At 32.2% G+C, this 26,988-nt stretch carries 25 protein-coding genes; all 25 read right to left on the bottom strand.

Annotated features, from left to right (window positions below; translation table 11 throughout):
- Positions 1-7 precede the first annotated feature (7 nt).
- Positions 8-289 (bottom strand): flagellar biosynthesis anti-sigma factor FlgM, encoded by a 282-nt coding sequence (gene flgM / locus HYG85_RS08745; protein ID WP_113672579.1) that lies wholly within the window; start codon positions 287-289, stop codon positions 8-10.
- 257 nt (positions 290-546) lie between these two features.
- Positions 547-963, bottom strand: coding sequence for a flagellar protein (locus HYG85_RS08750; RefSeq protein ID WP_113672580.1), 417 nt, complete (start codon positions 961-963; stop codon positions 547-549).
- A gap of 16 nt (positions 964-979) precedes the next feature.
- Positions 980-1,708, bottom strand: a complete 729-nt coding sequence (locus HYG85_RS08755) for a ComF family protein (protein ID WP_212693138.1) — start codon at positions 1,706-1,708, stop codon at positions 980-982.
- 48 nt (positions 1,709-1,756) lie between these two features.
- Positions 1,757-4,003, bottom strand: coding sequence for an SF1B family DNA helicase RecD2 (recD2, locus tag HYG85_RS08760; RefSeq protein ID WP_212693139.1), 2,247 nt, complete (start codon positions 4,001-4,003; stop codon positions 1,757-1,759).
- Between the two features lie 618 nt (positions 4,004-4,621).
- Entirely contained in the window at positions 4,622-4,885 is a 264-nt protein-coding gene (locus HYG85_RS08765) for an HPr family phosphocarrier protein (protein WP_212693140.1), read from the bottom strand.
- 8 nt (positions 4,886-4,893) lie between these two features.
- Positions 4,894-5,376 carry a PTS sugar transporter subunit IIA gene (locus HYG85_RS08770; protein WP_212693141.1) on the bottom strand — a complete coding sequence of 161 codons (483 nt, stop codon included), beginning with the start codon at positions 5,374-5,376 and terminating at the stop codon, positions 4,894-4,896.
- 52 nt (positions 5,377-5,428) lie between these two features.
- Positions 5,429-6,787 (bottom strand): PTS transporter subunit EIIC, encoded by a 1,359-nt coding sequence (locus HYG85_RS08775; protein ID WP_212693142.1) that lies wholly within the window; start codon positions 6,785-6,787, stop codon positions 5,429-5,431.
- 28 nt (positions 6,788-6,815) lie between these two features.
- Positions 6,816-7,298: a PTS transporter subunit EIIC gene (locus tag HYG85_RS08780; RefSeq protein WP_113672586.1), complete on the bottom strand. Its 483-nt coding sequence runs from the start codon at positions 7,296-7,298 to the stop codon at positions 6,816-6,818.
- Positions 7,299-7,492: 194 nt separating this feature from the next.
- Complete coding sequence (locus tag HYG85_RS08785; protein ID WP_212693143.1) at positions 7,493-8,335, bottom strand: PRD domain-containing protein; 843 nt, start codon at positions 8,333-8,335, stop codon at positions 7,493-7,495.
- A 15-nt stretch (positions 8,336-8,350) separates the two neighbouring features.
- Entirely contained in the window at positions 8,351-10,054 is a 1,704-nt protein-coding gene (ptsP, locus tag HYG85_RS08790; protein ID WP_212693144.1) for a phosphoenolpyruvate--protein phosphotransferase, read from the bottom strand.
- An 11-nt stretch (positions 10,055-10,065) separates the two neighbouring features.
- A complete protein-coding gene (locus HYG85_RS08795) occupies positions 10,066-10,323 on the bottom strand; it encodes an HPr family phosphocarrier protein (RefSeq protein ID WP_242986413.1) in 258 nt (85 codons plus the stop codon).
- 200 nt (positions 10,324-10,523) lie between these two features.
- Positions 10,524-11,714: a methionine adenosyltransferase gene (gene metK, locus HYG85_RS08800; protein WP_212693726.1), complete on the bottom strand. Its 1,191-nt coding sequence runs from the start codon at positions 11,712-11,714 to the stop codon at positions 10,524-10,526.
- Between the two features lie 57 nt (positions 11,715-11,771).
- Positions 11,772-12,245, bottom strand: coding sequence for a COG2426 family protein (locus HYG85_RS08805; protein ID WP_212693145.1), 474 nt, complete (start codon positions 12,243-12,245; stop codon positions 11,772-11,774).
- Positions 12,246-12,715: 470 nt separating this feature from the next.
- On the bottom strand, positions 12,716-13,825 hold the full coding sequence (locus HYG85_RS08810) for a phosphodiester glycosidase family protein (protein WP_212693146.1): 1,110 nt from the start codon (positions 13,823-13,825) through the stop codon (positions 12,716-12,718).
- A gap of 113 nt (positions 13,826-13,938) precedes the next feature.
- Positions 13,939-14,283, bottom strand: coding sequence for a rod-binding protein (locus HYG85_RS08815; protein ID WP_113672593.1), 345 nt, complete (start codon positions 14,281-14,283; stop codon positions 13,939-13,941).
- Positions 14,284-14,302: 19 nt separating this feature from the next.
- Positions 14,303-15,118, bottom strand: coding sequence for a flagellar basal-body rod protein FlgG (flgG, locus tag HYG85_RS08820; protein WP_212693147.1), 816 nt, complete (start codon positions 15,116-15,118; stop codon positions 14,303-14,305).
- A 54-nt stretch (positions 15,119-15,172) separates the two neighbouring features.
- A complete protein-coding gene (locus tag HYG85_RS08825; protein WP_113672595.1) occupies positions 15,173-15,943 on the bottom strand; it encodes a flagellar hook-basal body protein in 771 nt (256 codons plus the stop codon).
- Between the two features lie 15 nt (positions 15,944-15,958).
- The gene (gene mreB, locus HYG85_RS08830; RefSeq protein WP_212693148.1) at positions 15,959-16,945 is read right to left on the bottom strand and encodes a rod shape-determining protein; all 987 of its coding nucleotides are present in this window, start codon (positions 16,943-16,945) and stop codon (positions 15,959-15,961) included.
- Positions 16,946-17,247: 302 nt separating this feature from the next.
- The gene (gene spoIIID, locus HYG85_RS08835; protein ID WP_212693149.1) at positions 17,248-17,526 is read right to left on the bottom strand and encodes a sporulation transcriptional regulator SpoIIID; all 279 of its coding nucleotides are present in this window, start codon (positions 17,524-17,526) and stop codon (positions 17,248-17,250) included.
- Between the two features lie 118 nt (positions 17,527-17,644).
- Positions 17,645-18,697, bottom strand: coding sequence for an FAD:protein FMN transferase (locus HYG85_RS08840; protein ID WP_212693150.1), 1,053 nt, complete (start codon positions 18,695-18,697; stop codon positions 17,645-17,647).
- A 254-nt stretch (positions 18,698-18,951) separates the two neighbouring features.
- Positions 18,952-19,806, bottom strand: a complete 855-nt coding sequence (locus HYG85_RS08845) for a M23 family metallopeptidase (RefSeq protein WP_212693151.1) — start codon at positions 19,804-19,806, stop codon at positions 18,952-18,954.
- Between the two features lie 198 nt (positions 19,807-20,004).
- Positions 20,005-20,943, bottom strand: coding sequence for a stage II sporulation protein D (gene spoIID / locus HYG85_RS08850; RefSeq protein WP_212693152.1), 939 nt, complete (start codon positions 20,941-20,943; stop codon positions 20,005-20,007).
- A gap of 1 nt (position 20,944) precedes the next feature.
- Positions 20,945-21,142, bottom strand: a complete 198-nt coding sequence (locus HYG85_RS08855) for a hypothetical protein (RefSeq protein WP_113672601.1) — start codon at positions 21,140-21,142, stop codon at positions 20,945-20,947.
- Positions 21,143-21,202: 60 nt separating this feature from the next.
- Positions 21,203-23,668: a glycogen/starch/alpha-glucan phosphorylase gene (locus tag HYG85_RS08860; RefSeq protein ID WP_212693153.1), complete on the bottom strand. Its 2,466-nt coding sequence runs from the start codon at positions 23,666-23,668 to the stop codon at positions 21,203-21,205.
- A 197-nt stretch (positions 23,669-23,865) separates the two neighbouring features.
- The gene (gene ileS, locus HYG85_RS08865) at positions 23,866-26,985 is read right to left on the bottom strand and encodes an isoleucine--tRNA ligase (RefSeq protein ID WP_212693154.1); all 3,120 of its coding nucleotides are present in this window, start codon (positions 26,983-26,985) and stop codon (positions 23,866-23,868) included.
- Positions 26,986-26,988 lie beyond the last annotated feature (3 nt).

Genomic DNA, 26,988 nt, shown 5'->3' on the forward strand with positions numbered 1-26,988 from the left:
TACTCTATTAACCTCTTTTATCAAAATAGCTGTCTACTATTTTATCGGCTACTTCTCTAGCACTAACGTTGTATGAACCAGATTGTATACGTTTCTTTATGTCGTTAACTTTATCCTGTCTAATATCAGGTGCATTTTTAACTGCTTTTTTAGCTATCTGTAATTCTTTTGCGATATCTGATATAGCTAGTGAGTCTTTCTCTTTCTTGACCTTTGATACTTTGGATATTCTATCTGTCTGGTTAACTTTGTAAGCGTTGTTAACATTTTTAATTCCATTTATTCTCATGATAGAACCCGTCCTTCCATTATATTTCTCTAACATATTTTAATTATATGTTGTTTTCAATTATTTTATCGGCAATCATCATTATAATATTTAGCCAAAAAATGAAAAAACATAAAAACAGACTGTCTCATAATCTATTTTTATATTTATCATAAATATTAACCGGAATTTCAATTAATGATAATAGAACAAAAATGGATTATGAAGCAGTCCTTTACTTCATATTAATTCATTATGTATTTTTAATTAGTTACATGTTATCTCATGTTATCTTTATTTAGATATCTCATCTTATTCTTAACTTTATCGTCTTTCAATTTTTGTATGGCACTCTTTTTATCATATGCACCATCTAGATTATGTTGGATATCATGTTTACATTGTTCACAGAATCTACCTGTTCTAATGGTCTTACCACATAACTCACATTCAATACCTATAGCTGAGCCTTCAGCAAATATAAGTCTCTCCTCACGTACCCATTGATGTATGAGTTTAATAGAAACATCACATTCTTCTGCCACTTGAGCTATATTAGCGTGAGGGTTGTCTCTAATGTATTTCTTAGTCACCTGGAATTGATCCTCTAAATCGCTTTTACATGCAGGGCACATAGGTACACCTGTTATATAATTAAATATTTTCCCACATTTCACACAATTTCTTACATTCATATAAAAACACCTCCGTTTAATATCCTTTTCCTATTGCAATTGTAATAAAAAATACTTCTTTTGCTCCATTAATCAATAATTCCTTTGCAAGACTGTCAATAGTATTTCCTGTAGTATATATATCGTCACAAATCAATATTGTCTTACCTGTTATTTCATCAGGTTTAATAACTTTAAAAGCTTTTTTCATATTGCTAACTCTTTCTTTGTCTGAAAGATTTTTTTGAGGCTTAGTATTTATTGTTCTTAAAACACAATTAGTATTGCAAGGTATATCTAAATACTTTCCTATATTTGCGGCGATAATTTCAGCTTGGTTATAACCTCTTTTTCTCTGTTTTTTTATGTGCAGAGGTACAGGAATTATTAGATCAACATGTGCTTCGACTATCTCCCTTTTATATAATGTTACTACTTCTTTCGAGAAAATTCTACCATAATTTTTATTATTGTTGTTTTTATATCTTTGTAGAGCCTTTTTCAGCTTACCTTCATATAACCACACTGCCCAACCTCTTGTATAGTCATGTTCATTTTTAGTGCAATCAAAACAATGCTCAGCCAATTCACTATTAAGGGGCTTGCTACATTTTTTACATCTGGGTTCCATAATATAAGGAAGGTCTTCTACACATGACTCACAAATTCTTTCTTCCTCATTAATAGGTATAATATCCATACATATGGGACACCGTTTTGGATAAATTATGCTAAGTAATTCATCTCCTAATTTATTAATTATCATAAAATTCAACCTGCCTATGATTAATTATAAAACTACCTATCTTATAATCTATACACCAACTTCATTCATGGTATCAAATATCTCTTGTATTCTTAATCTAAGTGTAGAATACCGTTCAATCTCTTTATCATTATCAATCATCTGATATATAGTAGTATCTAGTCCCACAATTACTACATACTTTTTAGCACGAGTAACCGCAGTATATAATAGATTCCTTATAAGAAGCATGGATGGTCCAGTCAAAAGAGGAATAACAACTACTGGATATTCACTTCCTTGTGATTTATGAATCGTAACTGCATAAGCCAATTCCAACTCTTCAAGATTAGCATATTCATATTCAACCACTTTATCATCTTCAAACTTCACCTTTAATTTATTGGTATATTGATTAATCTCTATTATAGTTCCAATGTCACCATTAAATACACCGACACCTTCATCAATAGTAAAGTTATACTCATTTTTTATCTGCCATGCTAAGTTATAATTGTTTTTTATCTGCATGACCTTATCGCCTTCCCTGAATAAAACATCACGGAAGACTTTCTCATTCTTATCTTTTTTAGGTGGATTCAAGGTTGCTTGTAATTCCTTGTTGAGATTAATAGTACCAAGAAGTCCTTTCCTCATAGGAGATAGTATCTGAATCCCATCAAAAGGTGAACAATTAGCAAATTTGGGTAATCTAGTCTTAGTCAGAGTTTTCATCTCATCCAAGATACTTCCTGCAGTAGCCCTTTTTATGTAGAAAAAATCACTCTTCTTATTGGCTAGATCAATATGTTCTCCTGAATTAATCTTATGTGCATTCATAATAATTGCACTTTCTCTAGCTTGACGAAATATCTTCTCTAATTTTACTACCTTAACTTTATTACTCTCTATAATATCTTTTAATACATTTCCTGGTCCTACCGATGGTAATTGGTCCTTATCACCAACAATGATAAGTCTAGTACCTGGAATAACCGCCTTCAATAAACTATTCATCAAAACAATATCAACCATAGACGCTTCATCAATAATCAAAGCATCACACTCTAAAGGATTATCCTCATGTTTCTCAAATTTATTATTATTATCTTCACTGTTCATAAAAGAAATTTCCAAAAGTCGATGTATAGTTTGCGCCTGCCTTCCTGTAGCTTCCGTCATTCTCTTGGCAGCCCTACCTGTAGGTGCAGCTAACATTACATCTAACCCTTGTCTTTCTAATAAATCTATTATGGAATTAATAGTTGTTGTCTTACCTGTTCCAGGACCTCCAGTCACAACTATAACCCCATTCTTAATTCCTTCTTTTATAGCTTGTCTTTGATAATCATCGAAAACAATATCTGAATTTTCTTCAATAACTTTAATCTCATTATCTACATTGCCAGGTAAATCATAATCAAATTGCGCTAGATCATATATCTTTCTAGCCACATTCAACTCCAAATGATAAAACATCATATTATAGGTAATAACTCTATCTTCAACTTCCTTACTGATGATTTGTTTATTGATCTGTAACTCAATTAAGGCATTCTCTATCAATTCATAAGGAACCAACAACATTTCTTCTGCCTTATCTATCAAATCATTCTTAGGTAGATAAGTATGTCCATTAAGAGAAGCTCTGCCCAGAATAAACATAATTCCAGCCTTGACCCTATGAACTGAATCTTTATCAATTCCCATCTTCATTGCTATTTCATCAGCCGTCTTAAAACCTATTCCTATTATATCTTCAGCAAGTTTGTAAGGATTGTTCCCAACAATGTCCATAGTACGTTCTTTGTACCTATTATATATCTTTATTGCATAGGTCAATGAAATACCATACTCTTGTAAAAATATTATTGTCTTTCTCATTTCTCTCTGCTCATAAAAAATATTAGCTACTTCGTTAGCTTTCTTCTCACTTATACCTTTTACCAAAGCAAGAGTCTCTGGTTCCTCTTCTATAATCCTAAAAGAATCATCACCAAACTTCTTAACAATCCTCTTGGCAAGAGCTGGTCCAATCCCCTTAATCGCTCCCGAAGACAGATACCTTAAAACAGAATGCCTATCCTGTGGTATAAAACTTTGATAGCTTTCTATCTGGAATTGCCTACCATAAGTATGATGAGAAACATATTCTCCAACCGCTCTAATCTGCTCTCCTTCAGATACCCCCAGCATTGTCCCAACACAGGTAATATCCTCTTCTTCCATACTAATCTCACACACACAATATCCATTATTCTCATTTCTATATATAATCTCTTCAATTATTCCTTCAATAACTTGCTGAGTTTCCATGAAATCACCTTTAATATTTGTATCGTCATTTAGATTATTTTATCATATATGTATAGCAAAGACAATTAATAGTGTTTCTGATTTTCTTTGATGAAGACAGTCAGAAAAAATGTTTTGTTCTAACTTGGTTTTTGCAAAATAGTATATGTATATGTTACGCCAGCAAAATTGCTCGTCCTGAGCTCAACAAATAACAATGGACATCGAGTCCCATTATTATTTCTGACAGTCCAGTAGGCTGTCAGATTAAAAGCTGGGTTCGGCGTCCTGCCTCACTACTCCACATATACATATACTATTTTGCTTGATATTACGAGGTATCTTCACAAAACCCTTTTTCTTCTATATTACCAAAAATCATGGCTATTACCACTCTTCACATTGGGTTATTCCTGTGAAGGCAAATACTATCTATATACAACTCTCTTAACCCTTGGTATCCCAAACTCAAGAGCCCCACACAAAAAAATTAACCATCTATAGTGATAAGAACGACTTTTACAGCTTGTTGCAACCTCTTAAATCAGATAAAGCAACAAATGTAACGAGAGTGATTATCACTATAGTTGGTTCCCATACAGTCACGTTGTCTCCCACAAAAAAAAAGAACCAGCATCTCTACCAGTCCTTTTCAAGAGAGTTCTCTATCAAATAAACTACTTTTTTCATGGCTTCCTCTTCATCATTTCCATCAATAACAATTTTAACTTTATCTCCTTCAGCCAACTCCAACATCATAACACTAATAACACTTTTACCATTCCCACTTCTATTACCCCTGACTATAGTGATATTAGCTTCAAATTTTGACGTCTGATTAACAAAATAAGCACATGGCCTCGCATGGAAATTATATCTAAGTACAGCTTCTTGTATAATCACATAAATCCCTACTTTAATTTGATTTTCATTATAACACCATCTTCAATAAACTCATCTACATTACAAAGAGAAAAGCCCTTAACCTTTTCCATATTGGTAATTATAATCGGCGTTATTACCGCCTTGCCCTTCTCTTTGATTAACTCTAAATCCATCTTTATTAACGGATCACCTTTCTTTACAACCTGTTCTTCCTCTATTAATCTCTCATAACCCTCACCTTTTAACTCCACAGTATCTATTCCCATATGTATAAGAATCTCCAAACCCTCTTCAGAACTAATTCCTATAGCATGATTTGTTGGGAAAATCTGAATTATCTTACCATCACAAGGTGCTTTTATAATACCATCCTCTGGTAAAACAGCAATACCATCTCCAATCATCCTAGAAGCAAAAACTTCATCTGGTACTTTATCAAGTTCTACGACTTTGCCTCTAGCTGGACTATATATTAGGGTCTCTTTTTGTTTCTTAAATAATTTAAACATCATTTCCTCCTAGGATTATTGTTATTATAACATAAAACTGATTAATGGGGTTCTATACAATCTTCTTCATTTCATCAACTACTAATTCCGCTTTTGGTCCTACAATAACCTGCATATTTTTATTATTAGGTCTAAGGACTCCTGAAGCTCCTAACTTCTTCAATTCATCATCATCAACTATTGATGAATCATTTAAAGTCAAACGAAGTCTTGTAATACAAGCATCTACTGCCTTGATATTTTGTTTACCACCAAGTGCCATTACAAACTCCGCTGCTATTCCTGCCATACCAAGATCTGAAATAAGAGCATCAATATTACCACCTTGTTCATCTAAACGACCTGGTGTAGGTAGATTAAGTTTTTTGATTGCGAATACGAAAACAAAATAATACACAACTCCAAAACATAACCCTATTGGTAGAAGCAATAACGGCTTGGTTGCTAATTTGAAGTACAGAGCATAATCTATGAAACCTGCCGAGAATATGAATCCATGCAGTATGCCCAGTATATTACATACAATTAATGATAAACCTGCTAGAACTGCATGTATAACGTAGAGTACTGGTGCTAAGAATATGAAACTGAATTCTAATGGTTCAGTTACACCTGTTAAAAATGATGTAAATGCAAGAGAGAATATCATTGAACCAACCAAAGCTTTATTTGCTTTTTTAGCACATGTATACATAGCAAGACCTGCCGCTGGAAGAGCAAACATCATTATAGGATAGAATCCAGCCATGTATATTCCAGCACTTGGGTCTCCAGCAAGATATCTAGCATAATCTCCTCTTACTATTTCACCTGCAGCATTAGTGAATTCACCAAAGTTCATCCAGAATATATTGTTGAGGATATGATGTAAGCCTGTAGGTATCAATAATCGGTTAAGGAAACCATATACCCCTGCTCCAACAGCTCCTGACTGAATAACAAAATTACCAAACATATCTAATCCTTTAGCAATAAATGGCCATACTACACAAAATAGTAATGACAAAGGAATAGAAGCTATAGATGTAACAAAAGGTACTACCGATTTTCCGAACTTGTTATCTTTTAATTTGTTATATATAAATGCAGTAACTCCACCTGTTACTATACCGCCCAATACACCGATATCAGTACCAGGAACTATTGCATTAATTCCAGCTATTACCATAAAATAAGCTATGGAGCCAGAAAAAGCAGCTATACTACTTTTATCTTTTGATAAGCCAATAGCTACACCTATGGCAAATAATAAAGCTAAATTACTAAACACAGCATCTCCAGCATTACTAATAAATGGAATGTTAAGAACATCTGGCTGACCAATACGTAATAGAATACCAGCTGCTGGTAATACTGCTATTGGAAGCATTAAAGCTGTACCTAATTTTTGTAACTTACTGAATACTTGCATTATGAATCCTCCTTATTTTAATATAATTTTAGAATAATCCTTTAAGTGGTACCCATGCATAACCAAATATAAGTGCTAATATTATACATGTGAACGCTGTTACAATTGGTACAAATCTTTTTCCTCCAAAGAAAGCCAACCATGTAGGTAATTGAGCATTTTTGTACTTGTTGTATAATAAACCAGCTACTATCCCTGCAATAATACCTGCTACTATCCCCATGTTACTGGCATCATTGATTGTCTGAACTCCTTTATTAAGTACAAAATACCCTAATACCGCTGATAACACAACTGTCCCATGATCATCAACAGCCAGTGCAATAGCTACTATGATGGCAACTATCATTGGTAAATGTGCAAATACTGTTTTTCCCATTTCTTCAAAAAAAGCGATGTTCAAAGCACCTGGTTGACCTATCAGCAATAAAATTCCGGCTACTAGCAGAACACCTACTGGAAGCAATAATGCACTTTTTTGTTTTTTTGTTGCCTCAGCCTTGTTACTCATAAAAAACTCCTCCTTTAATCTTTGTAATATAATATTAAGATTAATTCATAAAAAAGTAGTTTAGTATAGAATTTAGCTATCCTTACTTTTTATGGATTAATTAAAAAAGCATAAACTCACAGTTAGAACATGATATTGAATAAATACCATCTTCCATCCATAAGCTTATGCCTGCATTACCAGTAACACGCTCATCAATTTCTTAATCTTTCAATATGTAGTGCTAAAAATCCTTTCTCGTCTTTTGATACCTTTATCCCTTTCTCATTTTCAATTATAACAGCAACTTTTTCGGCTATTCTATAGGCTACATCAAGTTTGGTGACTATATCATCCAACAACGGGTTCACTATCTCTTTTTTCTTTTCCACACGAGTGATACTTTGTTTTAGATGGGTCACCAATCTAGTATACATAGTTAGATTCTTATCTATATCATATCCTATTTCATCTTCTATCAATTCAAGTATATTTTTTAATAATCTAGTGTCTTTGATAGTATTCTTAATATTTTTCCGTTGCCTTCCTGAATGTAGATGCAGTGCTATGTATCCTACTTCATCGTCAGGTATCATTACGCCTAGGCGCTTATATAATAATGATTTTCCTCTTAATGCTAGATTATATTCATCTTTGTACATTGTTTTTATTTCATCTAGGAATGGATTAGAAAAAACCATACCTTGTTTTAGTCGTTCCAGTGCAAATCCAACGTGATCTACAAGAGCTATATGAATATGTTCATCCAAATGCCCCATCTCTTTTTCTGCTAGAAGTATTATTTCTTCAACTACTCCTATTACTTTTCTATCTATTGCATTTACTAGCTGAATATATTCTTCCTTGAGCACTCCTTCTGAGTTACTATATTTCTTTTGTATTTTATTTTCGTATATTGTAGTAACTATATCAGCTTTTTTGCCAAAACCTATTCCTTTCCCTATAAGGATCATCTCTTGCTTATTACTAACTTTTTTGGCTAGAACAACATTATTATTTAGTACTTTAATGATATGATAAGCATTTTCCCCACTCAAAACTGCCTCCTCCAATCAGATTACACTTTTATTCTTTAGAAATTTTATCATCTCATCTCCACTTTTACATTTTATTGCTTCATTGATTAAAGTTTCATTCCTACTAATACTATTAATATGTTTACGGATACCGAGAACATTCCTAGGTATAACACTTAATTCATCAATTCCTAAACTTATCCATAATGGTAATAATAATTCTTCTGATGCTGTTTCACCGCATATTGAAACTTCAATACCTTCCCCATGAGCATTCTCAACAACCATTTTTATACTTTTTATAACCGCTGGATTATATGGAGAATATAAATAGCTGACTTTTGTATTCATTCTATCTACCGCACAAGTATACTGGGTTAAATCATTAGTTCCAATACTGAAAAAATCTACTTCTTTAGCAAATTCAGCAGAATTAAATACAGCTGCTGGGGTTTCTATCATGATTCCTACCTTAATATTCTTATTGAAACTTTTTTCCTCTTCTATCAGTTTTTTCTTAGCTTTCTCTAATAGCTTTTTAGCTTCTATAATTTCTTCAAATGCAGTTATCATGGGAAACATAATCTTTATATTACACTCTTTTGAAGCTCTGAGTATAGCTCTTAATTGAGTCAATAGCAGCTTCTCTTCCTGTAAGCAATATCTAATGGCTCTATTACCAAGAAAAGGATTTAGTTCATCCTCAATATTTATGTATTCTATTTTTTTATCTCCGCCTACATCCAATGTACGAATTATCACTTCTTTACCTTTTAGCTTTTTGCCTACATTACTATAAATGTTATATTGTTCTTCTTCTGTAGGAGGCGTCTGTCTATTCATATATAAGAATTCTGTTCTGAATAGTCCTATACCCTCACCATCATTATTCAATACTTGTTGTACATCTTCTGGAGAACCCATATTACAATAAATTTTACAATTATAGCCATCTCTTGTTTTAGTCTTGCATCCAATAAAAGATTTTTCTTCTTCCAATTGAATCCTTCTTTTTTCAATCCTCTGTTTATATGTATTTATCTGAAACTCTACTGGTTCTAATATAATCTTACCTTCAGTTCCATCAATAATTATATTTTCTTGATTGTTGACTAATTCAGTAATAGTATCTATTCCAGTAACTGCAGGTATCCCAAGAGTTCTAGCTAGTATTGCAGTATGAGAGGTTTTTCCTCCCGTTTCTGTAACTATACCTAATATCTTATCTTTATCCATGGATAAAGTATCTGATGGGGTAAGCTCTTTAGTAACAAGTATAACTTTCTCTTTTAGTTTACTTAGAGGTTTATCAGTTTTCCCGATTATGTTATTTATAATCCTTTTACCTATATCCTCTATATCCAGAGATCTTTCCTTGAAATATTCGTTGTTCATATTATTGAATATGTCTACATACTCTTTGATTGTTTTATCTACTGCCCACTCTACATTATAACCCTTTTCAATTTTCTCGACTATGCTATCTTTTAGATCAGGGTCCTCTATCATTGTAATATGAGCTTCAATGATATCAGCTGTATCACCAATATCATGAGCATTGTCTAAATGTAATTTTCGTAATTGTTCTATACTAAGTATTAAAGCTTTTTCTAGTTTGGCTTTTTCATTAGTTGTATCAACAATCTTTCTTTCAGTTATTATATATTCAGCTGGATTATAGCAATATACTGATCCTATACCGTAACCTGCTGATACATTAATTCCAAATAACTCTTTCATAGTTTTTCTCCTTAGACTGCGAAGTTATTTATTATTAATTTCTCTAATGCACTCATTGCTTCTTTTTCATCATTGCCATTAATCTTAAGATAAATCAAATCATCCTTTAATACACCTAAAGATAAAACTTGTAGAAATTTCTTCCCATCAGCTTCTTTCTTATTCTTTATTACTTTAATCTCTGAACTGAATTCTTTTGATTTATTGATAAATAATGTTGCTGGCCTTGCATGTAATCCTGTTTCAGCCCTTATAATAAAACTCTTCATCAACATTTAATCACCTCAAGCTTTTATTTTACATCAAAAAAGGCACAAACCAATAAATGGTTTATGCCTGCTATTTACAGTAACACACCAATAACTTTAAAGTTATTATTTCTTATATTGTATCACTCAAATAGAATTATGTCAATAACTATACAATAATATGTTATTTTATATTCAAATATTATGAAATCAATTCTACATTATGCTTTTACTGCATTTTTTAATTCTTCTGCTTTGTCTGTTTTTTCCCATGGAAGGTCTATGTCAGTTCTTCCAAAGTGACCATATGCAGCAGTTTGTTTGTATATTGGTCTTCTTAAGTCAAGATCACGAATAATCGCTGCTGGTCTTAAGTCAAAGTGTTCATTGATTAAATCAGTTATCTTATCATCAGCTATTTTACCTGTATTATATGTATTCACTAAGACAGATACTGGTTTTGCAACACCAATTGCATATGCCAATACAACTTCACACTTAGAAGCTATACCTGCTGCAACAATGTTCTTAGCAACATATCTAGCTGCATAAGCTGCAGAACGGTCAACTTTTGTTGGATCTTTTCCTGAGAAAGCTCCACCGCCATGACTAGCGTATCCACCATAAGTATCAACTATAATCTTTCTACCTGTAAGTCCAGAATCTCCTTGTGGTCCACCTATTACGAATCTTCCAGTTGGATTGATTAGATACTTGGTTTCATCATCCAATAAATCTTCTGAAATAACTGGTTTGATAACATGTTCTATTATATCTTTTTTGATTGTTTCAAGCTGTACATCACAATCATGTTGAGTAGATACGACTACTGTATCAACTCTAACTGGTTTGTCGTCTACATATTCTACAGTTACTTGAGCTTTACCATCTGGTCTAAGATATTTCAATGTCTTGTTCTTTCTAACTTCTGTCAATCTTCTTGTTAAACGATGAGCCAAAGAAATAGGCATTGGCATTAATTCTTCAGTTTCATCACAAGCAAAACCGAACATCATACCTTGGTCACCTGCACCAGTAGCTTCTAATTCCTCTTCTGACATTTTACCTTCTTTTGATTCTAGAGCTTCGTCAACACCCATAGCTATATCTGTTGATTGTTCGTCCAAAGAAGTAAGTACGGAACAAGTATCACAGTCAAAGCCATATTTCGCTCTGTCATAACCAATTCCTCTAATAGTTTCTCTAACTAATTTTGGAATATCAACATAACAATTAGTAGTTATCTCTCCCATTACAAGTACTAATCCTGTAGTTACTGCTGTTTCACAAGCAACTCTTGCGTTAGGGTCTTTTGCTAAAATTGAATCTAAAACAGTATCAGATATCTGATCACACATCTTATCTGGATGTCCCTCTGTTACAGACTCAGAAGTAAATAATTTTCTCATAATTTTTCTCCTTTCGTTTCTTCACACAATACTTTTTTCTTCCGCGCTCAAAAATCTAGTCTATCCTACTAGAATTTTTATACCATATGATATGATAATCATAAATATCCCAGCCGTTGCTGCTCCTAAGATAACTGATATCAATGATTTCTTGAAGTCTAATCCTAATAAAGATGCAATTGTGGAACCGGTCCAAACTCCTGTACCAGGTAAAGGTATTGCAACAAACAGGAAAATACTAACATACTTATAATTATCTTTCACCTTTTTACTTTTTTCCAATGCTCTATTTTCATACCAGTATGCTAATTTACTTAAAAATTTTATTTTCTTCAATAATTCTAATACATGTGGTATCAGAAAAAGTATGAATGGAGCCGGGATGATAGCCCCAAGTAATGTCCAAAAATATGCCTGCCCTACTCCATACTCACTTAATGCTGCTAAAGGAACTGCACCTCTTTGCTCTATAAGAGGTGTTGCCGAAACAATCATTAGTTCAATAATGGATAAAGGTATTTTGAATGGTACCATATATAACCTCCTGATTATTGTTTATACTCCTAATTATAAAATCTTAAACATTTCACTATTAAAGCATGTAACCTGTTATGTAGAAAGGGCTAAGTATGATACTTAGATACTTATTAAGTGTAATTAAAACTTATATAATTATATTATTACCAACTTTTACTATTAATACCTTTTTCATAACTAACTCTGTGAAAAGGTAACTACATTCACTATTTCTTGTAAAAGATTTCAAGGAAAATTTCCTTATAATAAAATAAAACCTTCTATCGTCAAGAAGGTTTATAACTATATTAAGCCTCATCGACGTTAGCAGAACCACCTTACTCGTTAAGCAGGCTGGCGTAGGGTCACTGAGCTAACTCTCTACCCTAACTCTTGATAAGTATCAATTTTTTTATTAAGTTTTAGTATAAAAATTCTACGTTTATCTTAGCATATAAAATATTTAAATGCAATAATATTTTAACAATTTATTTCATAAAATTACGAGCAAAATTTCTTATCTTAGAAAATATTCTGCTAATGATATTAGTTTCATACTTAACCACTATACTATGAGCTACTTTACGCTCTTCCTTGTTTGATGGACTATTGACTACCTTGTTTTCATATACCATAGTACTTGATGCACCACCATCTAGATATACAGCATTAATGCAACCTTCTTTTAACATTAAATCTGCACAGTCTTTACCAGTCACTCCATAACTATGATTCGGTTGTCTTCCATCTATAACTTTTATAATCAATTTATTATCCTTAGTTATACCCAATATTGTCCTTGGATTAGGTATTCTAGTATTACCCATAAGAGGTTCATAATCTTTTGCAACATTTACAGAATCTTTTACCAGCCATCCTCCAGATTGAAAAGCTTCTTTCACAGGTCCTATATCAGGAGTGTAGACGGTATCTATTTCAACTATTTCATTAACTTTCAACAAATCATATTTATCAGTATCTTCTGTTACTCTACTAAGAACATAACCATTTCTAGGGATGTCTACAGGTTCAGTTGTAATCACTTTATCAATTACTCTATTATCCTCTATAACATAATTGATACTTTTTCTAGTTATACGATTGGAGTTTCCATAGATATCTGAGTATAATACCCATGTTTCATCATTAGCCCCATCATTCATTGTACTTACAATTATATTATTATTATCATCTTTTCTCTTGATTTTTACTTCTGTATTGATGTCACCAATAAATGTCTCACCTGATTCTAGAAAAGCTACGACAGGGGTATAATTATTAGCTTTACTAACAATTTTCTTATCTTTTACCAGCAGACCAATATGATGACCATACATTGTGTAGAACATACCATTAACACCTGCTATAGCACCATTATCCTTTACCATGACACTGGTTTTCTCGAATCCATAGATCTTACCGAAAGATAATGCATTGGTTATTGATACACCAGGTTCTTCTAAGTCCACCTCAAGAGTATGGATTTGCTGTGTTCTATTATTAAGGGTTATATTCTCATCTTTATAGATTACTGGGTCATTGTAAGAATATAAGTTCAATATTAGATTTATTATTATAATGAATCTTACTATAAACATTCAATCACCTTTTATGGGAATTGGATAAAAAAGGGGCTGTCTCAAAATACATTTTACATCTACATTAAAAGAATATAGCCATAAAAATGTGTTATGAGACAGCCTCTTAATTTTTACTTTAATGATTTAGATAACTGCTTATACATCATATCAGAAATTCCAATTCCGCTTCCTTCAGAAATTTCTTTTGAATACTCATCATATAACATATCTTCAAAAAGTTTTTCCCCTTGAGATTTTGGTATTAGACCGCCACTATGAACTGTATTTCTCATCTCTTTGAACAACTGATTTACAAAATATTGTTCGAATTCTTTACAAGCCTCTTTTAATTGTTTGTCGTCTTCTTTTTTTACAGCTTCATTCAATGTAGCCTCAAAAGATTTACTTTCAATTTTCTCTTTTTTTTGTAACAACATATTATTATAAGTATTACCATTAATACTTGATATATCCATAAGTCATTATCCTTTCACTCTATCTCTTAAGATTATTTGCTTGAGATAGCATATCATCGGAAGTCTGTATAGCTTTTGAGCTTACTTCATATGCTCTTTGAGCAACAATCAGATTAACCATCTCTTCAACCACTTGTACATTAGAGCCTTCCAACGAACCCTGTACAATCTGACTTTTAATTAAGTCTTCATCATCTTGTTCTGAGATAGGATCTCCAGAAGAGGATGTAGCTCTTAAGAGGTTATTACCCAAAGCTTCCAGTCCGTTAACGTTTCTGAACTGAACTACTTTTATCTTAGTATCCATAGCAATTACTTCATTGTTATTAGTTACATAACTGAATGAACCATCAGAACTAATATTAACTTTTTTAATATCAATATTAGAATCAAAATATATAGGTTCATCATTGACATCTTGTACTTGATATCCTTCAGATGTTATAAGCATCTGTCTGTCATCAACTAATGCAATCTTGAAACTCCCGTCTTTGGTATATACTTGTTCATCAGATTGGTCTTTCACTACGAAAAAACCATCTCCTGTAATTGCCAGGTCCAATGGATTATCAGTTTTTTGAATTGTACCTATAGTATAACTTCTAACTGTACCAACAGGTTTAACACCATGTCCTACTTGTAAATTTACTGGCTTTCCGTTACCTTGTCCATCATTTCCAGCTTTTGCCATTGATTCATATAATAATGATTTGAATTCTAGTCTTTCCTTTTTATATCCTGTGGTATTAACATTAGCAAGATTATTAGATATAGTATCAACATTCATCTGTTGAGTCTTCATACCAGATGCTGCTGTATACAGTGATCTCATCATACTACATTCATTCCTTTCGAATTGCTAAAATATCTTTAAATACTATTCCCCACTCTACAATCTTCCTACTTCATTTACTGCTTTCTTTAATGTCTCATCTTGGGTCTGTATAACTTTTTGATTAGCTTCATAAGTTCGCATTACACTAATCATATCGACCATTTCTTTAACAGTATTAACATTAGAACTTTCCAAATATCCTTGAAGGATTTTTCCTCCAAAGGAACTTTCTTTCGTTTCTTCTGTTCTTTTATAGAGGTTATCCCCTGTTTTTCTAAGGGATTCAGGGTTTTCGAAGTCTGTTAATAAAAGCTTATCTATCTCTTTATCATTGTAAAAAATAGTACCATTTTCTGATATTCTAACGTTATTACTACCACTAGGTAAGACTATTTTACCATTTTGTCCTAAAACATAGTTTCCCTCTTTAGTCATAAGTGTTCCATCCGTTGAAATAGTGAAGGAACCATCTCTAGTATATTTGGTTTGTAAATTTCCATCAGCATCTTCTATACCGATATTCAACATACCTGCCCCTAGTATAGCAACATTGTAAGGGTCATTAGTTGGTGTTGCCCCACCTTGTGAGTTATCTGTATAAACTCGTCCTACTCGACATCCAAGTGTCATTTTACCAATGGTTTCATTACCTGGCACACTGGTATCATTAACCTTTTGCGTCAACACACTATCAAAAGATTCAATAACCACACCGTCTTTTTTAAATCCTGTTGTATTCACATTCGCCAAGTTATTGGAGATAATATCCATTTTTTCCTGTTGTGCTATCATTCCATTTGAAGCAGTATATAAACCTCTTACCATGCTTTCACCTAACCTTTAGTTTTTCTGATTTGCCTGATATTCTACGTATTTTCCTGTTCCTATTGCTACACAAGTAATAGCATCATCTGCTGTTATTACATTAATACCTGTTTTATTTTCTATTAATTGGTCAAGTCCTTGTAATAAACTTCCGCCTCCAGTTAAGACGATACCTCTATCAGAAATATCTGCTGACAACTCTGGTGGTGTTTTTTCAAGTACACTATGAACTGCTTCTACTATATTGGAAGTGGCTTCTTTAAGTGCTTCTTCTGTTTCTACAGATGAAACGGTTATTGTTTTTGGTAAACCTGTTATGAGATTTCTTCCTCTAACATCCATAGTCAATACTTCTGGTCTTTTATAGGCTGTCCCTATTTTAACTTTTATTTCTTCTGCTGTCCTCTCACCTATTAATAGATTGTGTTTCTTTCTCATATATCTAACTATGGCTTCGTCAAAATTATCGCCAGCAACTTTAATGGAAGTACTAACAACAGTACCTCCCAATGATATTACTGCTATGTCAGATGTTCCTCCACCTATATCTACAACCATGCTTCCACAAGCTTTGCTTATATCAATTCCTGCTCCAATAGCAGCTGCTATAGGCTCCTCAATGATCTCAACTTTTCTTGCTCCAGCTTGATAAGTTGCATCTTCAACAGCTCTCTTCTCTACTTCTGTTACACCGCTAGGTACACAAACTGTGATTCTTGGTTTTCTTATTCTTTTACCTAAAGATTTTGAAATAAAATATTTTATCATCTTTTCTGTTACTGTATAATCTGAAATAACGCCTTGTCTAAGAGGTCTTATAGCTACAATATTACCTGGTGTTCTACCAAGCATTCTTCTAGCTTCACTACCTACCGCTAATATTTTGTTAGTATCTCTATCTATTGCAACAACTGATGGCTCTCTTAATACAACACCTTTGCCTTTAGTATATACGAGTACATTTGCAGTTCCTAAATCAATTCCAATATCTGTTCCAAACATTTGTCAATCCCCTTCCGTAGTTTAATTATTTATATTTTTTTAGATTTTTATACTTAGAATTTATATTATTCGAGAATTATTTCAATATATTATGTCTTATTAAGCATTAATTTAAACCGTTATTAACTAGTATTTCCATATATAATATTATATACAAATACTACGAAATTTCAAAGGGGAAATTTATTAAATTTTTATTAATATCGGCATTTTTTTTACATTCTATTAGTTTAAGGTAAAAAAAATTTAAAACAGCTTATATTTTATCGATAAAAAACAAAAAAACCGAGGATTACTCGGTTTTAATAAAGTGTAGGTCTCGTATTTGTATGAGACATGTTAACATATTTCGCCCTTGTAGCTAAACCACCTCTAATATGTCTTTCAGATTTATTAATGTCAAGGACCTTTCTAGCTTCTAAAGCTAACCCTGGATTTATCTTACTAAGTCTTTCTGTAACATCCTTATGTACCGTTGACTTACTGATACCAAATTTTTTGGCAGTTTGTCTTACAGTAGCATTTGAAGTAATAATATAATTTGCCACCTCAATAGCCCTTTCCTCTATATATTGCTTCAAAACGAAATCCCCCTCGAATCATTGCTTAGTTAAATATATGGGATTTTGTTTGAAAATATACATATTTTTTTGCTATTAATTCAACTTTCCTCTACAAAAACCTGTTGTTGTTGCTCATTCAGTTTTTGTCTATTCCATTTGTAAAATCTTTTAACTTGAAATTGGTATCTGTGAGCTGGAATATCTTCTCGGCTTGTGAGGTTACATATACTTCTTTCTCTCTAGTAACAAATATAGCATCTATATTTTCCATATCTTCTACAAATTTATATCCTTCTTCTAATCCCATAGAGAAAACAACAGTTGATAAACCGTCTCCATCTACAGAATAATCTGATATGATTGTAACACCAGCCAAATCATTTTCAACTGGATATCCAGTATATGGGTCTAAAATATGGTGATACTTTACTCCATCCTCTTCTAAGTATCTTTCATATATACCAGAGGTAACCAAAGATTTTTGTCCTATTGCTGCAACTCCTAATTCTCGTCCTCTTGTATTAAAGGGGTTCCTGATTCCTATTTTCCAGGAATCACCATTAGGCTTATTGCCTACAGTTAATATGTTACCTCCTAGATTGATGATTGCATGTTCCATTTTGTTTTGTTTTAGGTATTTTGATACTTTATCTGCTATATAACCTTTTGCAATTCCACCTAAGTCAATCTGGGTATCATTTTTTATATGTAATGTCCTATTATCTTCATCTAGAAATAGATTTTTATAATTAACTTTCTTGAGTACATCATTGATCTCTTTTTGATCGGGTACTCTGGCATCTTCTGTGTCAATTCCCCAAAGGCTTACTAGAGGAGCTATAGTTATATCAAATCTTCCTTCTGATAATTTTGAGTAGTATAGTCCTTTTTTTATTATATTAAATGTGTCTTCTGACAACTTCATTTCATCTATTTCATTACTGTTTATTTTACTAATTTCACTTGTAGATATATTCCTGCTCACTTTACTTTCTATATCAGAAACAACCTTGAATATACCCTCAAAATCTTCTTTATCAGCATTTTCATCATATATAGTAACTTTTACAAGTGTACCAAGTAAAAAAGTTTCATCTGATATATTTTGATTCTTTTGATTGATGGTATTACTGCATCCAACAAGTACAATTGATATGAAAACTACAAGTAATAAGCTTCGTTTTTTCATTGAGTATCCTTTCTATTCGTGCTTTTTGAATTTTGATATGTACAATTATAACATAGTTTATTGGATTAACAAGATTAATGCTAAACTTTCCTTATCTTAAACATACTATGCAGGCAGGCTTAATTAAAGGTGGGAAATTTCTATTAATAACATAATTAAAGAACTGTCACATATTTTAACGTTCATTTCGGAAGATACGTATATCATATGAAACAGCTCCATAATTATTTCCTTTTCAGGAGGCTAGATTAATATTATTTAATTAATTTTGTAGGATCTATTGGTTTTTCATTGTTGGTTACTTTAAAGTATAAATGTGAAGCTAACAATACATGATATTTCGAAGGTTTATCTATTTGACCAAGTACCTGACCTTTTTTAACAATATCTCCTTCTTTTACTGATAACTCTTTATTAAGTTGTCCATAAGTTGTTTTATATCCGTTTCCATGATAGATTGTTACTGTCATTCCTGACTCAGGTTCGTGTTTTATAGTTTCAACTACTCCCTCAGCTGCAACCTTGACATCATTTCCAACATTTGCGGCTATAAATAATGCTGGATTAATCTTATATTGGTCAAGAGTTTTGAAATAAACTGGTGTATCCATACTAAAAGGTATCAATATATCACCTTCAACAGGCCATATCATCTTTTCTTTATCAGCGTTATAACTTATATTAGGTTTAACTACTGGTGCTATTTCCACCATTACTGGTTTTTCTTGTGCTATAAGTTCTGGTGCAAGATGTTCCTCATAAGTATCTGGATCACCATAATCTCCTTCACCAACAACCTCTTCGGTATTTATTGTAATAGGATTAATAGCTTCTACAGTATCATTTTCCTCGTAATCATTTTCTGTAAAGTCTTCATTTGGTTCTAGTTCCTCATTATCTGTTTCATCATTTTCTACAAGATTAGCTGTTAACTCATCTGTAGATTCATTACTAACCACATCACTATTTAGATTAGCAATCTCTTGTTCTTCTTCTTTAGGTCTAACCCATACTAAAATTGCAATTAAAAAGAGTGTTACACAACATGTAAACAAAGCAAAATAGAATTGCTTTCTTTTTATGTATGCAATTATATTTTTTAATTTCATCCAAATCACCTCTTATTTCTATTAAAAAATGTTAGTACTACTAGAAAAGATTTCTTTACTTTTGTTACAACTATATTATTACCAGAGATTGGATATTATATTCATACAAAAAAAAATATATCTTAAACCGTGAAAAAGCTCTTGAATCAGCCCTTTATAGGTATAAGATATATTTAATCAATAATTAGTCTATATGTATTAACGTGAGATCACACTTACTGCTGTATCTGTATAGTAATGTTCTAATATCTCTTTATAAGTATATCCTTTCTGTGCCAATGAATCAGCTCCATATTGACTCATACCAACTCCATGCCCATACCCCTTACAGGATACTTCAATATTTCCATCCACCTTATCAATAGTGAAATTACTGGATTCCAGCCCCAAATAACTTCTGACAACTTCACCATCTAATATTTTATTTCCTATTTGAATCTGAGCAACATATCCTTCTTTGGTTCTACTTACAATCTGGATTTCATTAATTATTTCATCAGTATATGTCTGAAAATCATTTATATGTTCTTTGATCTTCTCAATAAAATCTTGTTGAGTAAAAGTCTTCTTATGTAAGTATTCAGGTGAATTAATATCTTCCAGGCTGTCTACACTAACTAAATATGGGATTTCTTCGCCCCATACATCTTTTGCAGATTGAGTCATTCCTGCACTTGTTGAATGGAATACAGCTTCAATTAAATCTCCTTTATAAACAATAACTTCATTATTTGTATTAACAACAGCATTTCTTATTTTATTATAATTCTTAGCAAAATTTTCTGTTCCCCAGCTTGATTCCATATCTTCCTTAGTCAGATAAGCCTGTTCTTTCTTACTGAATATATGATTTGAATCATTTTGCATTTTTTTTAGAGTAAATGTTCTAGCGGCAACTGCTTGAGCTTTTAGAGCTTCTTCATAAAAGTTTACTGGCATTTCTGCTGCAACTACACCTATAAGGTAATCGTTCAAATTCATACTTTCCTGTTTTTCTTTCACTAGAACTTTTACACTCTCTTTAATCTCTACATTTTGTTTCTCCCTTGGTATCCCTTTAATTATGGTAGTAATAAATATTGGAATAAAACAAATTATAAGGATTATTAATAGTATTGATATTATTTTCTCCCTCATCTTAAACCTTTCCTTCCAAAGCGTCTATATTCCCCTTGTCCCAACTTTCAACATGTATATACTTATTTAGAATGAAGATATTAAGTACTATCATGAGATTTCCATAAAAAATAGTATGCTGATAATTACTATACAAGATATTGTAATCAACACTTATTACAATATCTTGTATAAAGCTTAGCCCTTTTTTACTTTTCATTGATTTATCTCAATAACATTTATATGCTAATTATTATATTATTATGAGGGTATATTCAAATTAATTAGTCTCCATAACAACAGTAGTTTTTTCAAGATTCCATATTTCCTTAGCATATTGTTCTATAGTTCTGTCCGATGAAAATTTACCGCTGTTAGCTGTATTAAGCATTACCATCTTAGCCCACTGTCTTTGATTGGCATAAGCGATATCAATTTTTTTATGGGCTTCTTTGTAGCTATCAAAATCTTTTAGTATGAAATATGGATCAGGTCTGCCTCCATCTCCATTAAGGAGGGAATCATAGATTTCTCTGAACAAATCAGGGTCATCAGGTGCATAGAACCCATTAATCAGTTGAGTAACAACTTTCCTTATGTCAGCATTATTATTATATAGATCCCAAGGATTATAGGAATCATCATGTTGAAGCTTAATGACTTCTTCTGAGGATAATCCAAATATGAAGCAATTATCTCTGCCTACTTCTTCTACTATCTCTATATTTGCTCCATCCATAGTTCCTAGAGTTACAGCCCCATTAAGCATAAGCTTCATATTTCCAGTTCCTGAGGCTTCCTTACTAGCTGTGGATATCTGTTCACTTACATCTGCTGCAGCAATGATTATTTCAGCATTAGAAACATTATAATTCTCTATAAAAACTACTTTAATCTTATTTTTTATATTTATGTCATTATTAATAACATCCGCTACATTATTTATAAGTTTTATTATTAGTTTTGCTCTTGTGTATCCAGGTGCTGCTTTTGCTCCAAATATAAAGGTTCTAGGTATCATATCAAGATCTGGATTTTCCAATAGTTTATTGTACAGATGCATTACGTGTAGAATATTCATCAACTGTCTTTTATATTCATGCAACCTCTTAATCTGTACATCAAATATGGACCTAGGGTCTATCTCAATATTATTATGTTCTTTTATATATTCAGCTAGGCGTAATTTATTTTCATATTTTATCTTCATGAATTCTTTTTGTTCTTGTTCACTGTCAACATATTTTTCCAAGTTTTTGATATGTGATAAATTAGTTATCCATTTATCACCTATTAGACCTGTAACAAAATCTGCTAGTTTTGGATTTGCTTCTAGTAAAAATCTTCTTTGGGTGATACCATTGGTTTTATTATTGAATTTATCTGGATAGATTTCATAGAAATCTTTTAGCTCTTCGTTTTTCAATATTTTTGTATGAAGCATGGCAACACCATTGACAGAGTGACTTCCAACGATACACATCCAAGCCATTTTTATCTGTCCATCCATGATTATTGACATATTGTGAATACGTTCCTTGCTTAGGTGATATTCATCCACAAGTCTTAAGCAGAATCTCCTGTTGATTTCTTCAATTATCATATATATCCTAGGTAATAATCTGCTTAATAGTTCTATAGGCCATTTTTCAAGGGCTTCACTCATAATTGTATGATTAGTATACGCACAAGTTTTTGTTGTAATATCCCAAGCTTCTTCCCATTCCAACTCTTCTTCATCCAACAAGACTCGCATTAATTCAGGTATAGTTAGAGATGGGTGTGTATCATTTATATGAAATGCTATTTTATCTGGCAACTCTCTTATATCGTTATGTTTTTGTTTGAATTTATTGATGACTTGTTGAACTGTGGCTGAAATAAAGAAGTACTGTTGTTTCAATCTAAGTTCTTTACCCATATAATGGTTGTCATTAGGATATAACACTTCAACAATTGATTTGGCTAGATTCTGTTGTTCTACTGCCTTGTGGTATTCGCCTCTGTCAAAAGATTCTAGGTCGAAACCTACGATAGCTTCTGCATCCCACAATCTTAAGGTATTGACTGTATTATTGTCATAACCAACTATGGGTATGTCATAAGGTATGGCTTTTACTGATTGATAATTTTCTTGTACGAATTTATCTCTTCCATTAGCTGTTTTTAATACTCTTACACTTCCAAGGAATTTGACTTCTACACCATATTCATCTCTTCTAACTTCAAATGGATTTCCATTTTTCAGCCATTCATCTGGTCTTTCAACTTGATATCCATCTATTATTTTCTGTTCGAATATTCCATAACGATAACGAATACCACAACCATAAGCGGGATATTCCAAGGTAGATAAAGAATCCAAAAAGCAGGCAGCCAATCTTCCAAGACCTCCATTTCCTAATCCTGGATCAGGCTCCATATCTTCTATGACATTGAGGTCAAGCTCTAACTCGTCACACACTTTTTTTACAACATCATCTACTTTCATATTGATTATGTTATTTCCAAGTGCTCTTCCCATTAGAAACTCCATGGATAGATAATATACGGTCTTAGGGTCTTTTTCATCATACGTTTTATGGGTTTCAATCCATTGGTCTATAATAATATCTCTTACTGCAAAGGCTAGAGCTGCAAATATCTGTTCTTTTGACGCTTGATCAATGGTTTTTCTAAATTGATTCTTAATATTTTCAAGGACAGCTTCTTTCAAGTCTTCTACAGTAACATCTAATCTATTCATTAACATCAATCCTTTCAGTAATATGCCATATCTTCTTTTACATATTATGCCTAAGATTATGTTTTTTTACTTATAATTTAATAAAAAAATAAAAATTGTTGGATACTTACTTCTTATTCTCTTACCTTAATATTTTTCCACAAAAAAAGCTGATAAATTAATATCAGCTTTTTATTATTTGTTAAGTTTTATTTATTTTATATTCTTTCAACAGCTAAATAGATTTGCTCGCTATTGATTTTCCATTCTTTTGAGTATGTGTCATCATTTTTACCTACATTAAGAGCATCTGCTAATGTTTCTGATAGGATTTCTTCTTTGTTCTTATTGATAATATCAATTAATTTATCATTATCATCAACATATATCTTAATATGGTCTGTTACTTCAAAATCCGCTTCTTTTCTCATTGTTTGAACCTTACTTATTATTTCTCTAACAAGACCTTCTTCAATAAGTTCTTCAGATAAGTTAGTATCAATAACAACTGTTACATCTTTATCTGTATTAGATTCATAACCAGGTTTTTTAGTTGATTCAATCAATAAATCTTCTTCAGCAAGTTCTACAACAGTACCATCTATATCGAATTTCAAAGCACCTTCTGCTTTTAATTCGTCCATCATCTTATTACCGTCACCATCTTGAAGTAATGTTCTGATTTGGTTTAATAGTCTGCCGTATTTTGGACCAACTGTCTTAAGCTGTGGTTTGAAGTTATAAGTTGTAAATTCTCTTACATCATCAGTAAATAATACTTCTTTTATATTAAGCTCTTCTGAAACAATGTCTTTATATAATTCAGGTAGGTTGAATGAAGATTTTACATACATCTTACCTATAGGTTGTCTATTCTTGATGTTAGCACTGTTTCTACAAGCTCTTCCGCTTACAACTATTTTTAATACCAATTCCATGTTTTTCTCAAGTTCCAAGTCAATAATTTCTTCATTAGCAACTGGGAAGTTACATAAATGCACACTTTCAGGAGCTTTCTTATTGAAATTGAACTCAAGGTTTCTATAGATTTCTTCTGCCATAAATGGTACGAATGGAGCAGAAATCTTAGCTAAGGTTGTAAGAGCAGTATATAATGTCATATAGGCATTGATTTTATCTTGTGGCATATCTTTTTGCCAGAATCTTTCTCTACTTCTTCTTACATACCAGTTACTAAGGTCGTCAACAAATTCCATCAATGCTCTTGAGGATTCTGTGATTAAATAATTATCAAGATTAGTATCTACTGTTTTGATAAGAGTATTTAATTTTGATAACAACCATTTATCCATTAATGATAATTTATCATATTCAAGTTCATACTTGGTAGGGTCAAATTCATCAATGTTAGCGTATAACACATAGAATGCATAAGTATTCCAGAATGTTCCCATGAATTTACGTTGACCTTCTATAACTGCATTATCATAGAATTTGTTTGGTAACCAAGGAGCACTGTTATTATAGAAATACCATCTTACTGCATCAGCACCGTGCTTGTCTAAAGCTTCAAATGGGTCTACAGCGTTTCCTTTGGATTTGGACATTTTTTGTCCATTTTCGTCTTGAACAAGTCCAAGTACTATTACATTCTTGAATGCTGGCTTATCAAATAGTAATGTTGATATTGCTAGCAATGAATAGAACCAGCCTCTTGTTTGGTCAACAGCTTCACTAATAAAGTTAGCCGGGAAGTTATCTTCAAATATCTCTTTATTTTCAAATGGGTAATGCCATTGAGCATAAGGCATTGAACCTGAGTCAAACCAACAGTCAATTACTGGTGTGACTCTCTTCATTTTCTTATTACATTTTGGACAATTGATAAGCACATCATCAATATATGGTCTGTGAAGCTCTATATCATCTGGACAATTGTCACTCATACTCTTAAGTTCTTCTATACTTCCGATTGCATGACGGTGACCACATTCACATTCCCAGATATTAAGAGGAGTTCCCCAATATCTGTCACGGCTTAATCCCCAGTCCATAACATTTTCTAACCAGTTTCCAAATCTCTTGGTTCCAATTGATTCTGGTAACCAGTTAATCTGGTCATTGTTCTTGATTAACCTATCTCTCACTTCTGTCATTTTGATGAACCATGTATCTCTAGCATAGTATAGAAGTGGAGTATCACATCTCCAACAATAAGGATATGAATGTTCAAATTCAAGTGCAGTGAATAACAGACCTTTTTCATCTAGATAATCAATGATTAATGGGTCTGCTTTCTTGACAAACATACCTTTCCAAGGAGTGACAGCTTCAACAAATTCACCTTGCTCATCAACTAGTTGAACGAATGGTAAATCATAGTTTCTACCAACTACAGCATCATCTTCACCAAAAGCTGGAGCAGTATGAACAACACCAGTACCATCAGTCAATGTAACATAATCTGCACAAGCTACATAATGAGCTTTTTTATCAGGTGTAGCAAAATCAAATAATGGTACATACTCTGTATATTCAAGGTCTTTACCTTTATAAGTTTCAACTACTTCATATTCTTCTCCAAGTACTTTCGCTGCTAAGGCTTCTGCTAAGATAAAATATTCATGTTTTACTTTTGCCTTGATATATGTTTCTATAGGATTTACTGATAGAGCTACGTTAGATGGTAATGTCCAAGGTGTAGTTGTCCATGCTAATATATAAACATTGTCTTCACCTTTGACTCTAAACTTAGCTATTACAGATTTTTCTTTTACATCTTTGTAACCTTGTGCCACTTCATGGCTTGAAAGTGGTGTTCCACAACGTGGACAATAAGGAACGATCTTATGTCCTTTGTATAGTAAATCTTTTTCCCAAATTTGTTTTAGAATCCACCATACAGATTCAATATATTCATTGTGATAAGTTACATATGGGTCATCCATATCAGCCCAGAATCCAACAGTTCCGCTGAAATCTTCCCACATGCCTTTATATTTCCAAACACTTTCTTTACATTTTTCAATAAAAGGCTCAAGACCATATTCTTCTATTTGCTCTTTTCCATCAAGACCTAATAGTTTTTCTACCTCTAATTCAACTGGTAATCCATGAGTATCCCAACCAGCTTTTCTAAGAACTTTGTAACCTTTCATAGTTCTATATCTAGGTATCAAGTCTTTGATAACCCTTGTTAGAACGTGTCCAATATGAGGTTTACCATTAGCTGTTGGTGGTCCATCATAAAAAGTATAAGTAGGTCCGTCCTTCCTTAATTCTATACTCTTCTTAAAAATATCATTTTCATTCCAAAAATTCAGAACTTCTTTTTCACGATCTCTAAAATTAAGATCAGTGGATACTTTCTTGTACACCTT

Source organism: Vallitalea guaymasensis (assembly GCF_018141425.1).
GTDB classification, from domain to species: Bacteria; Bacillota; Clostridia; order Lachnospirales; family Vallitaleaceae; genus Vallitalea; species Vallitalea guaymasensis.

Excerpts from the sequence above, each read along its gene's own strand:
- flgM (WP_113672579.1), bottom strand. The coding sequence starts at position 289 with ATGAGAATAAATGGAATTAAAAATGTTAACAACGCTTACAAAGTTAAC.
- HYG85_RS08750 (WP_113672580.1), bottom strand. The coding sequence starts at position 963 with ATGAATGTAAGAAATTGTGTGAAATGTGGGAAAATATTTAATTATATA.
- HYG85_RS08755 (WP_212693138.1), bottom strand. The coding sequence starts at position 1,708 with ATGATAATTAATAAATTAGGAGATGAATTACTTAGCATAATTTATCCA.
- recD2 (WP_212693139.1), bottom strand. The coding sequence starts at position 4,003 with ATGGAAACTCAGCAAGTTATTGAAGGAATAATTGAAGAGATTATATAT.
- HYG85_RS08770 (WP_212693141.1), bottom strand. The coding sequence starts at position 5,376 with ATGTTTAAATTATTTAAGAAACAAAAAGAGACCCTAATATATAGTCCA.
- HYG85_RS08775 (WP_212693142.1), bottom strand. The coding sequence starts at position 6,787 with ATGCAAGTATTCAGTAAGTTACAAAAATTAGGTACAGCTTTAATGCTT.
- HYG85_RS08780 (WP_113672586.1), bottom strand. The coding sequence starts at position 7,298 with ATGAGTAACAAGGCTGAGGCAACAAAAAAACAAAAAAGTGCATTATTG.
- ptsP (WP_212693144.1), bottom strand. The coding sequence starts at position 10,054 with ATGAAAGAGTTATTTGGAATTAATGTATCAGCAGGTTACGGTATAGGA.
- HYG85_RS08795 (WP_242986413.1), bottom strand. The coding sequence starts at position 10,323 with ATGAAGAGTTTTATTATAAGGGCTGAAACAGGATTACATGCAAGGCCA.
- HYG85_RS08805 (WP_212693145.1), bottom strand. The coding sequence starts at position 12,245 with ATGGTACCATTCAAAATACCTTTATCCATTATTGAACTAATGATTGTT.
- HYG85_RS08810 (WP_212693146.1), bottom strand. The coding sequence starts at position 13,825 with ATGTTTATAGTAAGATTCATTATAATAATAAATCTAATATTGAACTTA.
- HYG85_RS08815 (WP_113672593.1), bottom strand. The coding sequence starts at position 14,283 with ATGGATATATCAAGTATTAATGGTAATACTTATAATAATATGTTGTTA.
- flgG (WP_212693147.1), bottom strand. The coding sequence starts at position 15,118 with ATGATGAGATCACTGTATACAGCAGCATCTGGTATGAAGACTCAACAG.
- HYG85_RS08825 (WP_113672595.1), bottom strand. The coding sequence starts at position 15,943 with ATGGTAAGAGGTTTATATACTGCTTCAAATGGAATGATAGCACAACAG.
- mreB (WP_212693148.1), bottom strand. The coding sequence starts at position 16,945 with ATGTTTGGAACAGATATTGGAATTGATTTAGGAACTGCAAATGTACTC.
- HYG85_RS08840 (WP_212693150.1), bottom strand. The coding sequence starts at position 18,697 with ATGAAAAAACGAAGCTTATTACTTGTAGTTTTCATATCAATTGTACTT.
- HYG85_RS08845 (WP_212693151.1), bottom strand. The coding sequence starts at position 19,806 with ATGAAATTAAAAAATATAATTGCATACATAAAAAGAAAGCAATTCTAT.
- spoIID (WP_212693152.1), bottom strand. The coding sequence starts at position 20,943 with ATGAGGGAGAAAATAATATCAATACTATTAATAATCCTTATAATTTGT.
- HYG85_RS08855 (WP_113672601.1), bottom strand. The coding sequence starts at position 21,142 with ATGAAAAGTAAAAAAGGGCTAAGCTTTATACAAGATATTGTAATAAGT.
- HYG85_RS08860 (WP_212693153.1), bottom strand. The coding sequence starts at position 23,668 with ATGAATAGATTAGATGTTACTGTAGAAGACTTGAAAGAAGCTGTCCTT.